The sequence below is a fragment of the Exiguobacterium sp. PvP048 genome (genome assembly GCF_040549175.1).
Lineage (GTDB): Bacteria > Bacillota > Bacilli > Exiguobacteriales > Exiguobacteriaceae > Exiguobacterium_A > Exiguobacterium_A artemiae.
In genome coordinates, this window is the sequence record NZ_JBEPSU010000007.1 from 131,332 (window position 1) to 145,645 (window position 14,314).

Here is a 14,314-nt window from a genome sequence, read left to right on the forward strand (position 1 = left end):
TTGTGTACGGTTTAACCGTGGTATGATAAAAGCATTATTTAATGAGAGGGAGGTGAGGATCTTTGGGAAGGCGTTGCTTAAAATCGGTCAGGTCGCGGAGGCCACCGGCTTATCAAAACGGACCATCGACTACTATACATCGCTCGGTTTATTAACAACAGAGCGGACACCAGCTGGTTATCGTTTGTATACGGAAGATGTCGTCCAGCATATTCAAAAGATTGAGTATTTAAAGACACAACGGCTTTCCCTGCAAGAGATTCTTGCTTTCTTCACCGAGCGTGAAGTCAAAACGGGTGATGCCATTTATCAAGAAGTACAGCAGCTTCAAGAAAGCGTCAACGGTCTCGAACAGCGTTTATTGCAATCGACCGACTATGAGAAACAGGAGATTCGTCTCGAACTGTCTCAACGTCTGACATTGATTGCTTCCCTGATTGCGCAGCTGTAACAACAAAATGGAGGTGACCCCTGTTTAGGGGATTTTGGATACTATATTATTTATCAATTTATTTTTAGTGGTGTTATTGATCGTGTTGACCGCGTTTTTTGTTGGATCAGAGTTTGCGGTCGTCAAGGTACGGATGTCGCGTCTGGATCAAATGATTCAGGAAGGAAATAAGAGTGCCGTCCTCGCGAAGAAGATTGCCGGGGACCTGGACTATTACTTGTCTGCCTGTCAGCTTGGCATCACGGTAACGGCACTTGGTCTTGGTGCACTCGGTGAACCGACTGTCGAAAAAATCCTGCACCCGGTGTTTGATGAATTCGGCGTCTCGGCTGCCGTCTCGACTTTGTTGTCATTCGGGATTGCCTTTGTTTCCGTGACGTTCCTACACGTCGTCATCGGAGAACTTGCTCCGAAGACGTTAGCGATTCAATATGCGGAAAAAATGACCTTATTGTTTGCCCGTCCCCTGTATATCTTCGGGAAAATCCTGTATCCGTTCATTTGGTTACTCAATGGTTCAGCCCGCTTTTTCCTTGGATTATTCGGTGTCAAACCGGCTGGTCACGAACAAGCCCACTCAGAAGATGAATTGAAAATCATCATGGCACAAAGTTTTCAAAGCGGAGAAATCAATCAGACGGAACTCGCACTGATGCAGAATGTTTTTGCATTTGACGAGCATATCGTCAAAGATTTGATGGTTCCACGGATGCGAATGGCGACGATCTCAGAACGATTGTCAAAAGACGAGCTGATGGAAATATTCATGGATAATCCGTTTACCCGTTATCCGGTCACGGAAGAAAATGATAAGGACCGGATTCTCGGTTATGTCAACGTCAAGGAGATGTTGACGGACTTCGCCAATGGAAACCATCATCCGGTCACACATTACGTGAAGGATTTACCGGTCGTCTCGGAAGTCACTTCGCTCCAGGACACGTTACGGAAGATGAAAAAGACGCGGTCACATATCGTCCTCGTCGTTGATGAATATGGCGGAACAGCCGGCATCGTCGCGATGGAAGACTTACTCGAAGAAATCGTCGGTGAGATTCGGGACGAGTTTGATACGGATGAAGTCGAAGAAATTCAAGAGTTGCCGAACAATGAGTATTTGGTCGCGGGAACCGTTTTGCTTGAAGATCTCGAAGCCCGGTTCGGTATGACGTTTACGAACGACGAAGACGTCGATACGATCGGCGGTTGGATCCAAATGCATAACATCGACCTGCAACCGGGAGAACACATTGATACGGAAGCCTTCTCGGTCGAAGTGATCGAGATGGAGAACTATCAAATCAATCAGATCAAATTATGGTTACATCCGCTTGAACAAGCGGAATAACCGACAGCATCTTTCGTCCTGTACGAAAGGTGCTTTTTTTTTAGGACAAGTCATCAGTCAAAAATTGAAAATCCGACTGATTGTGTAAAGAAGACAAATCGTAGTAGGGAAACGAGGGAGGAAGCGGGAAAGAGTAAAGAGACGAGAGATTATTTTTTTTTGAGAAGGGAGACGTCCAGTGCTTGAGCAAATCCCGTTTTTACTCAGCCGCTTAGGCATGTTAGCCTTATTGGCTTTTTTATTGTCGCAATGGCGGATATCACGCCATTTGTTTCAAACGTCATCGCGCCGCAGTCATCGTTTTATTTTGCTGGGTGTGTTTGTCGTATCGGGTATTCTGATGAACTATGCCGGAATCGGTCTTTCGACGGACGAAACGATTGATCCGTTGATCGGATTAGCCGTTTCACCGGAACAGTGGGTTATCGATACGCGGTTGACGATCATCGTCACGAGCGGTCTGCTCGGTGGTCCGCTCATCGGCGGTCTGACCGGAGTACTCGTCGGATTTCACCGCTACTATCTCGGTGCATTCGGTGCGGAATCGGCCTGGATCATTGCGGTCGGAATCGGATTGTTGAGTGGACTGTACAGCCGCCAGTGGCGCAGGAAAGACGGTTATTCCTTGCTCCAACCGATTGGTATCGTCTTAACTGCTGTCATCCTCGACATTGGTGTAGCATTGATGTTGGCGCCGGACCAAGCCCTTGTACTGGAATTGACACGTCAAGCCGTCTTTCCGATGTTGTTTACGAATGCAGTCGGAATCAGTGTCTTCATTGCGATCTTACGGACGCAGTTGAAAATTGAGAATGAATTGTTCGTTCGCGAATCCGCACGTTCCTATCGTTTATTGGATGCGATTCGTCCGTTGCGTAAAAGTGGCATGACGGTTGATGGCGCCCGGAAAATCGGATCGACAATCTTGGAAGAAACGAAAATCAACCGTGTCGTTTTACTTGGACCGGATGGGATTTTGGCCGATGTCCGGACGGGACACGGTACAGCGGATTTATTCCAGCATCAGACGATTTTGGAATGGGTGGAGACGGCTGCCGTTTACCGGTCGGAAGATGAGCTGACGCGTCAAATCATCTCGTTTCATCCTTTACAGGTCGAGGGGAAGAAAGCTGGCATTGTCTGTTGGTTTCCGGTCCATCTGTTCGATGATACGATGGAGCGAACGATGGAACAGTTGGTGGATCTTTTGGCACGCGAACTTGTCGTTCACCAAGAGGAACAACTGAATCAATTTCCGGACACCAGTATTAAACCGATCCTGAGTCCGAACTACCTCCTCGGGATCGTCGATGAAATCCATCAGACGGCTGATCCGGATACCCCGGTCAAACAACAGCTCGGAGCTTTGCGACAACTGCTTACGACAGCACGACGACTCGACATGTATCCCTTACGTGAAGAATTACTGACCTTAAAATCTTACTTGTCGCTGGAAGGAATCCGCCGGCATCATCCATTGACACCGGCTGCGGTCAAGATTGATTTAGATATCGAAACGGCCGTTGAAGAACATTTTGTCTTTCCGTTGCTCGTGACACAGCTTGTCGATAATGCGTTACGCCATGCCTTTCCCCAAAGCGGTCCGTATCACCGGATTGATGTCCGGGCATTTCAGGAAGAGACACACTGGGTGCTTGAAGTGTCGGACAACGGAGTCGGCATACCGGCCGAATTCTTAAAACGCTGGGAGCAGGATAAAAAGACGCAAACGAGTAATTTGTTTTTATTACGACGTGCTCTTCACCGGCGATACGGTGAGCAGGCGGGGTGTACGATTTATTCCCGACCGGGTGGAACACGCCTGAAACTGACGTTGCCCCTTACGACCGATCAGATGTAACAATCGTTCGATTCGGATTACCGGAATCGAACGATTGTTTTTTTTTAGCCAATCCTGGGTAAAAATGAAAGCAAGAGTAGATCGATACAGGAGGATAAGCGCATGATTACAACAAAAGAAGTCGGTTTTTCCGGCGAGCAGCCGATCATCGCTTTTACATTGATGAATCGTAACGGACACAGCGTGGAATTACTCAATTTGGGCGGGAAAATCACGGCAATCCGTGTTCCGGATCAACACGGGACAATTGAGAATGTCGTCTTAGCCTTTGATGATATGGAAGAATATTTAGAAGATCCCCACCATTTAGGGGCAACAATCGGACGGGTCGGCGGGCGGATCGCCAACGGAGCGTTTGCATTAGAAGGGATGAACTATATCCTGGAGCAAAACGAAGGAGAGCATCACCTTCATGGAGGGAGCGTCAACTGGTCGAATCGTTTTTTTGATTATGAAATCGACGGTGAGCTGTTACATCTGCTCTTGACGAGTCCGGATGGAGAAAACGGCTATCCGGGTCAACTGGATGTCCGGTTGACGATTGACTGGACGGACGAAGATGTACTGATTTTGACGTATCACGCGACGACGACGGCATCGACACCATTCAGTCCGACGAATCATACGTATTTTAATTTGACAGGAAATGCGAAAACGACGATTGAGCAACATCGTCTCCGGATGGATGCACCGTTTTACGTACCGCTAAATGAAGAGTCGGTTCCGACGGGCGAGATTTTATCCGTCAACGAGACCGTCTTTGACTTCCGCAAAGCGCGTTCTCTGTATGAAGTGACGCATGCGAGTGACGAAGCGTTGCGCCAGGCCGGCAGTGGTGTTGACCACCCGTTTTTACTGAAAGAAGGCGGAGAAATCGTCTTAGAGGAACCGGTCAGTGGCCGGATTTTACGTGTGGAAACCGATCAACCGGGTGTCGTCGTCTATACGGGAAATCATTTGGCAGGAGACTTTACAATCGCCGGGCGCCGGGCGACACCCTATCTCGGGATTTGTCTTGAGACACAAGGATTGCCGGACGCGATCAATCAACCGGATTTTCCGTCTGTCGTTTTGCGGGCAGGCGAGGTCTATGAAAAGCGGACAACCTTCCAATTTAGTCGAGTGCAGTAACGTTTTTTTGCGAACATCCGAAGCGAATGTGGTAGGATAAAGCGAGAAGAATCTAACGGAGGCATAGGAAAATGACTAAAATAGCATGGGTGACCGATAGTATGGCCTATTTCAAAAAGGAAGAAGCGGAAGCCATCGGTGTCAATGTCGTACCAATTCAAATTTTACTTGGTGAGACAGCCTACAATGAAGACACGATTACCGTCGAACGGTTATTCCGGGCGCTTGAGGCAGACAAGAAGTTAGTCGCCAAAACCTCACAACCGATTTTCGGGGAATTCGTTGGAACGTATGAACGCCTGAAAGAAGAAGGATACGACTGTGCGATTGCCGTCCACTGTACAAACGGTTTGTCGAGTACGGTCCAAAGTTCAGCATCAGCAGCGGAAGCGGTGAGCTTCCCGGTCCACATCATCGATTCACATACAGCATTTGAAAACCAGCAGGAGTTCATCCGTTTCGGGATGGCGCTTGAAGCAGCAGGTAAATCAGTCGAAGAAATTACGGCTGCCTTGCATGCATTGGCAAAGAAGACACATTTTTATATGATTGTCGGGAACATGGAGACGATGCGCCGGGGTGGACGTGTCTCGTCCGGTGATTTGTTCCTTGCTAACCTGCTCAGCATCAAACCAATCATCACGACGGATGAAGCGGGAAAAATCGTCCCGTTTAAAAAAGCGCGGTCGCTGAAAAAGGCGTACATCGAAATCATCAAACAGGTCGAAGAAGCGATGCGTCAGCATACGTTTTATAAAAACCGGATTTATGTCGCGACGACGATGGCACCAGAGATGGCAGCCGATTTACGGACACAAGTCGCAGCAAAATTCCCGGAACTGACGGTGCTCGACGGCACGTTCGGTCCGGCAATCGGAACACACGCCGGAGCAGAAACAGTCGGCTTGTTCTGGCTGAATGACTAAAAAACAATGAAAAACCAGAATCGATTCCTTGAGACAGGGAACAGATTCTGGTTTTTTTCTTGTATTTCAGGCAAGAATAATTCCTAAAAAAGCGGCACCAATTCCGCAGAGGTAACTGAGTCCGAGATACAGGACCAGTGTCTTTCGATTTTGATTCTGGACGAGCTGTAACGTTTCCAGCTTAAAGGTCGAAAACGTCGTAAATGAGCCGAGAAATCCTGTCCCGAGCAACAACGTCCAGGTCGAATCGAGGTGGGAGCCGATGACAAGACCGAGTAAAAACGAACCGAGCACATTGATGATGAAGGTCGCCAGCGGAAAATCCTTTTTCCAAACCGTTTTGGTCCATTGGCTTAAGGCGAAGCGGCTGATTGCCCCAAAAAAGGCACCGGTCGCAAGCGCAAGGAAATTCATGAGACCTCCTCCTTTTGAAAGCGGCGTAACCGGCGTGTTCCAAGTAGATAACCAACGTAAGACAACAATAAGCCCCCAAACAAACTGAGACTGATATAGGCGAACGCATAACTATAGACACCAGCCCGCAACAATTCAACCGATTCGACACTGAACGTCGAGAAGGTCGTGAAGGAACCGACAAAACCGGTTCCGAGTGCCGTCATTGCATACTGATGCAGTAAGGTCGTCTTAAATAAAAAATGTGTCGCGTAACCTAATACGAAGCAACCGATTAAATTGATGGTTAACGTCGTCCACGGGAACGCACCCACCACCACATTTCCGATGAGAAGACCAAGACCATACCGGGCAGAGGCGCCGAGTATGCCGGCGAGCCCGACTAATAGATAGAGCATAAGGAGCCCCCTTCCACTCATTTTTGTATTCAACATACGCTTTTCAGAAATCATGCGTCAAGTCATGAAAATTTTCATAAAGACTAAACGTCATCTTAAAATTGGACGATAAGAAAAGTGTACGAATCCAATAGAAGGAGTTTTGCAGATGGTCTCACCGCTTGAACGATTGAGTACAAAAATACTCTCTCGTCTGATTCCTGTATTGATCACAGTTGCCCATCCCTTGATTTTTATTTTTGCCCAAATCGGCTATGTCCCGATGAGCGTCTTTTACCAATTTTTAGCCGGTGGACTGTTATTAACAATCGCGTTGCTTACCGGAAATCAGTTTTTTGGTGAAAAGCCAAGTGGGAAATACATTCAAATCGTCTTGACGTACCTTGTCCTGGCACTGGTGCTTATCACCTTACCGTCCCAAAGCATCTGGACGATTGCCTATCTCTATCTGACGATCTCGATTGTCTATCTCATCCCGCACCTGGTCGTGCTCGCAGGTGTCCTCGGATTGTTTGAACTGGTTCTCTTTACGCTGCTCGGAACGATCGTCTTTACGAACACGTTTGACATGATCGTCGCTTTCGTTATCTACTTGATGATCTTTTCGGCAGCGACGTTCGTCGCCGTATTTGGGCGAAACGTCATGCGGGAAGTCAAACGTCAACAAGAAAAAGCCGAACATTACGCGGAGACGTCTCAACTGACGCTTCGTCAGTCAGCGGCGACCGCGACGGATGTCACGACGTTCACGGAAGAGATGAGTGAAACGGTCGATACGGCAAAAGTCTCGTTTGAGAAAATTGATCAGGCGATGCAGATGTTGGCTGATAATTCTTCGAAAAATGCCCAATCCGTCCGACAGATCAAACGGATGAACACCGATAACGTCGAGTTGATGACGGATGTCGCGACAGCCGTCGACCGGGCACTTGTCCTCAGTTCGTCATCAAAAGTCACGGCCGAGCAAAGCCAGGCTACGATCAGCGAGGCCGGCGAGTCGTTACAGCAATTAACCGAAAGTATGGATGAATCGGTCACCGCCTTTGGACAGCTCGCCGGACGCTTCAAAGAGATCGTCAGCATCACCTCGAGCATCAATGCGATTGCGACACAAACCAATCTATTGAGCTTAAATGCCTCAATCGAAGCGGCACGTGCCGGTGAATTCGGTAAAGGGTTCACCGTCGTCGCCCAGGAAATCCGGAATTTGTCCGCGCAGACGGCAGCGGCTTCGACGGAAATCAATCAGATCATCGAACGGGTTGATCGTGATGTCATGCAGACCGGTAATTCGATTGATGCCAGCACCAACTTACTGCGGGAGCAGGAAGCGCGGATGCAACGGAGTCAAATCGCGTTGCAGACGATTGCGGCAGACTCCAATGATTCCGTGCAGGCGATCAGCGGAGCGCAACAGCAATTCGCGACGATTACAAATAGTCTCTCGAATATCGCACAGGCTACCGGACAACTCGACGCCTTCATGGATCTGTTACTGACGAGCAGTGATCAACTGTCCGGTCTGACGCGGTCGCAAGTCGAACAAATTGGTGATTTACAGCAAGCGATTCATACACTAAACGAGACCGCATTAACCCTTCAACAGACGGCCCATGCCTGACACCTGTGTACCGATTCTTAAGAGTCGGTGCACTTTTTTCGTTTGTCGCAAGTGGTGAACGGGAACAATTAAGAGGTACAACAATCAGAGGAGGAAATCACATGAAAGCAGCCTATATTGAACAGTACGGTGGATCGGAACAATTTAAAGTGGGGGAACTGGACCGTCCGATCGTCGGAGCAGATGACGTCTTGATTGCGGTGCATGCAGCAAGTGTTAATCCCGTTGATTGGAAGTTGCGTGAAGGATACTTAAAGGAAATGCTCAGTTACGATATGCCGCTCGTCATTGGTTGGGATGTCTCCGGTGTCATCGAAGAAGTCGGAGAGAACGTGACAGACTTGAAGGTCGGTGATGAAGTGTTCAGCCGTCCGGATATTGCCCGTCAAGGGACTTATGCGGAATATGTCGCCGTCGACGCCCATCTTGTCGTCAAGAAACCGGAAGCGCTGACGTTTGAGGAGGCAGCATCACTGCCGCTCGTCGCCCACACGGCATGGCAGGTCATGTTTGAAGTGATGGACGCGAAAGCAGGGGATAAAATCTTTATCGGTGCCGGTTCAGGCGGTGTCGGAACAGTCGCGATTCAACTCGCGAAAGCGCACGGGCTGCATGTCATCACTTCGACGAGCACAAAAAACGTCGACTGGGTCAAAGCGCTCGGAGCAGACGAAGTCATCGATTACAAACAGGAAGATCCGGCAGATCGTGTCCGTGATCTTGATTTTGTGTTTGATACGATGGGCGGCGACGGACAAGCAAAGCTGTACCAGATGCTTAAACCAAACGGAATGCTCGTCTCGATTTCAACACCACCGGACGAAGATCAGGCGAAGGAAGCACAGGCACGCGTCGCCTATGTCTTCATGCAACCGACAGGCGAGCGGCTGCAACATATCGCTCAAGCAGTGGAACGGGGAGAGTTGAAACCGGTTGTCGATCGGATTTTTGATTTAGATCAAATTAAAGAAGCGCATGATTACGGAGAAGAAGGTCATGCGAAAGGGAAAATCGTCATTAAAGTGAAGTGAGCAAGAAAACAGAACGCGCTCTCAAATAGACGAAAGTCAATAGCTTACGTAATCTATGAGATACACAGGCAAGACTTCGCTTTCCTCGGGCGAAACGTGAGCCTCCTCGTCGCATGCGCGACTTGCGGGGTCTCACCGGTTCCGCTTTTCCCGTAGGAGTCTTCGTTTTGCCTGCTTCTCTAACAAGCTATTGAAAATCACACAAGAAAGCCGATCCCTTTTTTTCAAAAGAAGAGGGATCGGCTTTTTGCATAAAGCTGGATTTTGATGGTCTCAATACACCTGTTCGGATGCCAACAGTCGGTCGAGTAACTGTAACGTGTCCGGTTGATTAATCAGCATCTGTTGCAAGTGCGACCGTTCTTCCTGTAAGAATTCCCGGTAGAGACGTGCCGCTTCGATATGCGTTGCCGGGACGAGGACGTTATAAATCGCTTCAAGACGTAGACGTGGAGATTCCGGTAAATAGTCAGGAACCGTTTTTAAACCGAGTTGCGCCCGGTCAGGAACATACCGGTGCAACAGGACTTTGGCAAATTTGATTAGTGCACTCCGTAACATCTCGACCGCCCATAATCCATTCCCGCGACCGGCTGCTTTTTGATACTGGAACAGAAACCAGACGGAATCAATCGCTTCATCCGCAGCTTCTTGTGTCCCGAGTGCCAAAGAAGAAGTCTCGACGTACGCATCGAGTTGTCTTTTCGGATCATACAAGACACGAATCGTATCGGAATGGTTCAACGATTCGCGCGTCACCGTAAACAGGTCGACATGCAGGAGATCATCGTACACGACAATTAGTTGCGGTGCGACAATGAAGATATCGTCTTTCCAGATGATCGGGCGATAGACGGACAGATGCGTCAGTCGACGGGTTAGAAATTTCGCCATCCGTTCTTCGGATACTAAACAGTAAAGATCGATATCCGAATAGACATCTTCTTCACCGCGTCCAAATGAACCTTTCAAAAAAATCGCTTCGACAGCCGGATCTTGCCGTAAACGTGCTACTAACTGTTCAATCGCATGAAGTTGATGCATGGGGCTCGCTCCCTTATATAGTCTATTCCGTCAGTATACGTGAAATAAGGGAGATTATTCCATTAAAAAGAGCGATTCGTTCAAAATGAATCGCTGGTACTAGAAGCAAGTGTTGGTGTCGTATCTTGAAGCATGTCTTTCTGCGCCAAATGTTCTACGTGTTTTTCGCCCCAGGCATTGATAGCGTTCAGAACAGGAATCAATGTTTTTCCGTAATCCGTCAGCGAGTATTCAACTCGCGGCGGGACCACCTGATAGATTTCGCGATGGACGATATCGTTCAGCTCGAGTTCCCGAAGCTGGGCTGTCAGCATTTTTTGCGTGATGTTCGGGAGATTCCGTTTCAGTTCACTGAATCGGAGCGTGTCATGCGTGATCAGTTCGAGCAAAATCGAGGGTTTCCATTTCCCGGTCAGAATTTCGAGTGCCGTCTCGACGCGGCAGCTTGGTGTCTCTTCCATGGCGGTTCCTCCTTCATGGTATCGTTTAGGATACTATACCACTTCTTTGTGCCTACTTCCGTTCCTGTCACTTCTGATTGATAATGAAGATACGAAGCGAACTTATGAGGAGGAAGCAAAATGAACATCAATCCAAACATTACACTCGGACCGGTCAGCTTACGGATTACCAATCTGGAACAATCGATTGCGTTTTACCGGGATGCACTAGGCTTAACGGTTTTAAGACAAGACGAACAGACGGCAACACTTGGTGCGAAGACGACACCGCTCGTCATTCTGGAGCAACACAGTACGGCAAAACAACTTCCAAAAAATTCGGTAGCAGGCCTGTATCATTTCGCGATTTTATTACCGAATCGGAAAGAACTCGGGTTTGTCATCCGCAACTTAATTGCTCAAGGGATCGAACTCGGACAAGGCGATCATCTCGTCAGCGAAGCGTTTTATTTATCTGATCCGGACGGAAACGGGATTGAGATTTATGCCGATCGTCCGCGTGATACATGGACGTATGAAGCAAATGGAGACGTCAAAATGACGACGGATCCGGTCGACTGGCAAAGTATGCTCGTCGAGGCGGGAGAGGAAGACTGGTACGGCATGCCGGCAGAGACCGTCATGGGACATGTCCATTTCCATGTGAAGTCACTTGAAGCAGCGCGGAAGTTTTATGTGGAGACACTCGGATTTGATGTCGCAGCGGATGCTTCCCGGATGCGTGCATTGTTTCTTGCTGCCGGCGGCTACCACCACCATATCGGAACGAACGTCTGGTCAGGGGTTGATGCACCGAAAACACCGGCTGATGCGGTTGGCCTGACCTACTGGACACTGATTTATCCGGACGCGGCTTCGCGCGAAACAGCAGTCGCAGCACTGGAGCAATCACCGTATGAAGTGACGCGGCAAGCAGACGCGATTTACGTGACAGATGATGCCGGTATTACCGCTCGTTTAATGGCTCAAACCTGATGATTCCATAGAAAAAAGCGATTTCGTCATCGAAATCGCTTTTTTTGACGTCTTTTAATTTTGACCGGATAAAGCTGATGGGGCATTGCCGTCATAACGGCTGATCAGTTCGTAAGGACGGACTTTATAAAGGGCATGCGGGAAGTAATGCGGATCCATCGCGTCAAGCGTCCGCAACTGGAAGTGTTCCCGTTTGATATACGTGTCGATGTTCTCCCGGTTCAAGTCGAAGAAACCGACTTCTGCCGTTTCCCCTTCTTGCGGACGGAGTTCTCCGCCGGTATACGTACCGCGGAAGGCGACACACAGGACGTGGCTTGAGACGTTTTGATAAATACCGGTAATGCCTTCAATCGTGACATCCGCTCCAGTTTCTTCTTTGACTTCCCGTTTAACAGCATCGAGAATCGATTCATGGTTCTCGACCTGGCCGCCCGGCATTTCATACGTGTCACCACGATGGAGATTGCGGACGAGCAGGACTTCGCCGGCTTCATTTGTAATATAAGCGGTGACACTGACGATGGCGCGTGGCGGAGCATAGACGCCGGTCGCCGTCAAAAAGTCTTCCGTTGATTTAATATAAAGGTTTTTCCCGAGACGGGCGCGTTTTTTCATGGCTTCGCGGCGTAACGTGCTGCCGCGGACGTCCCGGTCGACTTGTTCGTAATGTTCGCGATCACGGTATTCCCAGATGGCGATGACTTCATCTTCTGCTTCATTCACCCAGCGGCCGACAAGGCGGGCACCGTGACTGATTTGTAAAGGGTAGAGATACGTGTGAAAGAACTCGGTAAATTCCTGCAGTCGTTCCGGGCGAATCGTGTAGGTCTTCCGGCGATGTAACATGGAAATTCCTCCTCTATCTTTTAAGCAGTTAGTTTCCTTGACTACCTTCTCGTATCAGGTGGCATATCCCTGCCTGTTCCTCCAATTCGACATGCATTTTGCGAGAAAAGAAAAACTAAAGAAAAGAAGAGGGCTCAACTCAAGGAAATTCGGGCATACTTTAATTATAGAGAGAAAAAAAGGACGTGAGAGAATGGTGGATGTTATGGCATTGGTCCGGTTGGCAGGAGGTATCATGTTTACGCCGCTATCCGACGATGTATTGATGATGGGATATGCCGCATTACGGATCCGCGAAGGCATGCATCCGGTTTTGATTTGGTTAGCCGCATGGCCTGTCTTTTTCATTGCCTTTGCTTGGTTTTACTTATTGGCACGCTTTTTCCGTGAAATTCCACTCGTCAAACGGTTGATGAAATCGAAATTCCTGGAGCAGGCTGAATCGATTTTAGAACGCCGTGGATTATGGGCGATCGGTTTGTCCTTTTTCTTACCTGGAGTCCGCCATCCGATCCATTATGTTGCCGGATTACTCGGTTATCCGTTATCCCGTTATTTGGCGATGACATTCGTTGCGGCAGGGCTGTACACCGGATTATGGACTTTTTTAATCGTACGAATCGGGCAGACGGTCACCTGGTCGGAACTGGGAATGTGGTTAAGTGAACATCCAAGTATGGTACTTCTGATTATTGCGGCATTATTGACGATTATTATTTCCGGTGTCGTGCACGCGAAACGACGCAATCGTTTAAAAAAAGAAGAAGAATTTGTCACGGAATAATGCTGATGAGTAATATGAACATCCAGGATTCGACAGGATTATTCTGTACATGACAACATCCCCTTCAGAAATTATTTCTGAAGGGGATGTTTATTGTTTAGGTGTGAATTCTTATGCGTTTTGACGTTTGCGTGCGAGGACGATTCCAGCTGCTCCGAGTGCAAGACCGAAGAGCGCGATCGCACCTGTTGTACCTGCTGTATTGTTGTCGCTCATGCCGCCGTTACCTGTGTTCGGCATTGAACCTGGTGTACCATCCATGAATTTCTCAGGTGATTGTTTGACGATCGCTTCACCGAGGTTTTCACCGACGCCGTACATGTAAGCATACGACTCACGGAATGTGTCGGCTGATCCTTTGTAGTCGCCTTCGACGTACTGCATGAACGTATCTTGGACGTATGTTTCATGACCAGAGACCGCTTCTTGTGCTGCTTTTGTCGGAAGGTTTTCTTCCGTTGCTGCACCAAGGAACGCACCGAAGTCATTCGAGAACATTTTGAGCATGTCTTGTGCGTCACCCATCAATTTCTTGTCGTCGTTGATCGCTGCTGTGACGAGGTTCGCTTGCGCTTCGATGTGGTTTTTTGTCCAGACTTGCTCGAACTGATCCGCACCCGCTTGACCGTAAACGGATTTCATTGCCGCTTTGAAGTCAGCTGTGTGCATGTCTTCTGCCCAGTTCGCTGCATCATAGTCTTTCGCTTGATCGACGCCCGCTGTCATGCTGATGTTCGCCAGTGCCACGTGCTCAGCTGCGAGGCTGTTGAGTGTTGACCGGAGGTCAGCGGCTTTTGTGTCCGCTTTCGTGTTGTCGAACTTCTCAGGCATCTGTGTTGTGATCGCGACGGAGAGTGCTTTTGAGATATCATACATGCGGCTGTAACCTTCACGGAACGTGTTGTACGATCCTTCGTAGTCACCAGCTGCATATTGTTGGAATGTTTTATAGACGTCCGCTTCATGGGCACGGAGAACTTCTTCCGCTGCTGCCTTCGGCAGTTTACCTTCTGTTGCTGT

Annotated in this window: 15 protein-coding genes; 9 read left to right on the top strand and 6 right to left on the bottom strand. The window is 48.7% G+C overall.

Annotation, left to right across the window (positions count from 1 at the left end; translation table 11 throughout):
* Positions 1 to 52: 52 nt before the first annotated feature.
* From ABIC15_RS12710 to ABIC15_RS12730, 5 genes are all read left to right on the top strand, one after another.
* Positions 53 to 451, top strand: a complete 399-nt coding sequence (locus ABIC15_RS12710; protein WP_012369183.1) for a MerR family transcriptional regulator — start codon at positions 53 to 55, stop codon at positions 449 to 451.
* A gap of 34 nt (positions 452 to 485) precedes the next feature.
* Positions 486 to 1,799, top strand: coding sequence for a hemolysin family protein (locus ABIC15_RS12715; RefSeq protein ID WP_012369184.1), 1,314 nt, complete (start codon positions 486 to 488; stop codon positions 1,797 to 1,799).
* 178 nt (positions 1,800 to 1,977) lie between these two features.
* Positions 1,978 to 3,660: a LytS/YhcK type 5TM receptor domain-containing protein gene (locus tag ABIC15_RS12720; protein WP_354020875.1), complete on the top strand. Its 1,683-nt coding sequence runs from the start codon at positions 1,978 to 1,980 to the stop codon at positions 3,658 to 3,660.
* Positions 3,661 to 3,762: 102 nt separating this feature from the next.
* Positions 3,763 to 4,791 carry an aldose epimerase family protein gene (locus ABIC15_RS12725; protein WP_012369186.1) on the top strand — a complete coding sequence of 343 codons (1,029 nt, stop codon included), beginning with the start codon at positions 3,763 to 3,765 and terminating at the stop codon, positions 4,789 to 4,791.
* A 71-nt stretch (positions 4,792 to 4,862) separates the two neighbouring features.
* Complete coding sequence (locus ABIC15_RS12730) at positions 4,863 to 5,717, top strand: DegV family protein (RefSeq protein WP_354020876.1); 855 nt, start codon at positions 4,863 to 4,865, stop codon at positions 5,715 to 5,717.
* 66 nt (positions 5,718 to 5,783) lie between these two features.
* Here ABIC15_RS12730 and crcB (ABIC15_RS12735) read toward each other — a convergent pair whose 3' ends face one another.
* The gene (gene crcB / locus ABIC15_RS12735) at positions 5,784 to 6,131 is read right to left on the bottom strand and encodes a fluoride efflux transporter CrcB (RefSeq protein WP_026829473.1); all 348 of its coding nucleotides are present in this window, start codon (positions 6,129 to 6,131) and stop codon (positions 5,784 to 5,786) included.
* On the bottom strand, positions 6,128 to 6,529 hold the full coding sequence (crcB, locus tag ABIC15_RS12740; protein WP_012369189.1) for a fluoride efflux transporter CrcB: 402 nt from the start codon (positions 6,527 to 6,529) through the stop codon (positions 6,128 to 6,130). Before crcB (ABIC15_RS12740) ends, crcB (ABIC15_RS12735) begins: the two co-directional genes overlap by 4 nt.
* Before the next feature lie 148 nt (positions 6,530 to 6,677).
* Here crcB (ABIC15_RS12740) and ABIC15_RS12745 point away from each other — a divergent pair, with 148 nt between their 5' ends.
* Positions 6,678 to 8,150, top strand: a complete 1,473-nt coding sequence (locus tag ABIC15_RS12745; protein WP_354020877.1) for a methyl-accepting chemotaxis protein — start codon at positions 6,678 to 6,680, stop codon at positions 8,148 to 8,150.
* Positions 8,151 to 8,251: 101 nt separating this feature from the next.
* Complete coding sequence (locus tag ABIC15_RS12750; RefSeq protein ID WP_012369191.1) at positions 8,252 to 9,181, top strand: NADP-dependent oxidoreductase; 930 nt, start codon at positions 8,252 to 8,254, stop codon at positions 9,179 to 9,181.
* Between the two features lie 273 nt (positions 9,182 to 9,454).
* Here the strand turns inward: ABIC15_RS12750 and ABIC15_RS12755 are convergent, their stop codons facing one another.
* Both ABIC15_RS12755 and ABIC15_RS12760 read right to left on the bottom strand, forming a co-directional pair.
* Complete coding sequence (locus ABIC15_RS12755; protein WP_012369192.1) at positions 9,455 to 10,225, bottom strand: nucleotidyltransferase domain-containing protein; 771 nt, start codon at positions 10,223 to 10,225, stop codon at positions 9,455 to 9,457.
* Positions 10,226 to 10,305: 80 nt separating this feature from the next.
* Positions 10,306 to 10,686 carry a winged helix-turn-helix transcriptional regulator gene (locus ABIC15_RS12760; protein ID WP_012369193.1) on the bottom strand — a complete coding sequence of 127 codons (381 nt, stop codon included), beginning with the start codon at positions 10,684 to 10,686 and terminating at the stop codon, positions 10,306 to 10,308.
* Positions 10,687 to 10,806: 120 nt separating this feature from the next.
* Here ABIC15_RS12760 and ABIC15_RS12765 point away from each other — a divergent pair, with 120 nt between their 5' ends.
* The gene (locus ABIC15_RS12765; protein WP_354020878.1) at positions 10,807 to 11,661 is read left to right on the top strand and encodes a VOC family protein; all 855 of its coding nucleotides are present in this window, start codon (positions 10,807 to 10,809) and stop codon (positions 11,659 to 11,661) included.
* Between the two features lie 54 nt (positions 11,662 to 11,715).
* Here the strand turns inward: ABIC15_RS12765 and ABIC15_RS15320 are convergent, their stop codons facing one another.
* The gene (locus ABIC15_RS15320; protein WP_012369195.1) at positions 11,716 to 12,510 is read right to left on the bottom strand and encodes an NUDIX domain-containing protein; all 795 of its coding nucleotides are present in this window, start codon (positions 12,508 to 12,510) and stop codon (positions 11,716 to 11,718) included.
* 193 nt (positions 12,511 to 12,703) lie between these two features.
* Between ABIC15_RS15320 and ABIC15_RS12780 the strand changes: the two genes are divergently transcribed.
* Positions 12,704 to 13,294 carry a DedA family protein gene (locus ABIC15_RS12780; RefSeq protein ID WP_012369196.1) on the top strand — a complete coding sequence of 197 codons (591 nt, stop codon included), beginning with the start codon at positions 12,704 to 12,706 and terminating at the stop codon, positions 13,292 to 13,294.
* A gap of 111 nt (positions 13,295 to 13,405) precedes the next feature.
* On the opposite strand, the gene ABIC15_RS12785 is transcribed toward ABIC15_RS12780, so the two are convergent.
* The coding region (locus ABIC15_RS12785) for a copper amine oxidase (RefSeq protein WP_354020879.1) at positions 13,406 to 14,314 on the bottom strand (909 nt) is incomplete at its 5' end.

What these genes read in the sequence shown, in the direction of transcription:
- ABIC15_RS12765 (WP_354020878.1), top strand. Translation starts at nt 10,807, where the DNA reads ATGAACATCAATCCAAACATTACACTCGGACCGGTCAGCTTACGGATT.
- ABIC15_RS12780 (WP_012369196.1), top strand. Translation starts at nt 12,704, where the DNA reads ATGGTGGATGTTATGGCATTGGTCCGGTTGGCAGGAGGTATCATGTTT.
- ABIC15_RS12750 (WP_012369191.1), top strand. Translation starts at nt 8,252, where the DNA reads ATGAAAGCAGCCTATATTGAACAGTACGGTGGATCGGAACAATTTAAA.
- crcB (WP_026829473.1), bottom strand. Translation starts at nt 6,131, where the DNA reads ATGAATTTCCTTGCGCTTGCGACCGGTGCCTTTTTTGGGGCAATCAGC.
- ABIC15_RS15320 (WP_012369195.1), bottom strand. Translation starts at nt 12,510, where the DNA reads ATGTTACATCGCCGGAAGACCTACACGATTCGCCCGGAACGACTGCAG.
- ABIC15_RS12725 (WP_012369186.1), top strand. Translation starts at nt 3,763, where the DNA reads ATGATTACAACAAAAGAAGTCGGTTTTTCCGGCGAGCAGCCGATCATC.
- ABIC15_RS12745 (WP_354020877.1), top strand. Translation starts at nt 6,678, where the DNA reads ATGGTCTCACCGCTTGAACGATTGAGTACAAAAATACTCTCTCGTCTG.
- ABIC15_RS12730 (WP_354020876.1), top strand. Translation starts at nt 4,863, where the DNA reads ATGACTAAAATAGCATGGGTGACCGATAGTATGGCCTATTTCAAAAAG.
- ABIC15_RS12760 (WP_012369193.1), bottom strand. Translation starts at nt 10,686, where the DNA reads ATGGAAGAGACACCAAGCTGCCGCGTCGAGACGGCACTCGAAATTCTG.
- ABIC15_RS12755 (WP_012369192.1), bottom strand. Translation starts at nt 10,225, where the DNA reads ATGCATCAACTTCATGCGATTGAACAGTTAGTAGCACGTTTACGGCAA.
- crcB (WP_012369189.1), bottom strand. Translation starts at nt 6,529, where the DNA reads ATGCTCTATCTATTAGTCGGGCTCGCCGGCATACTCGGCGCCTCTGCC.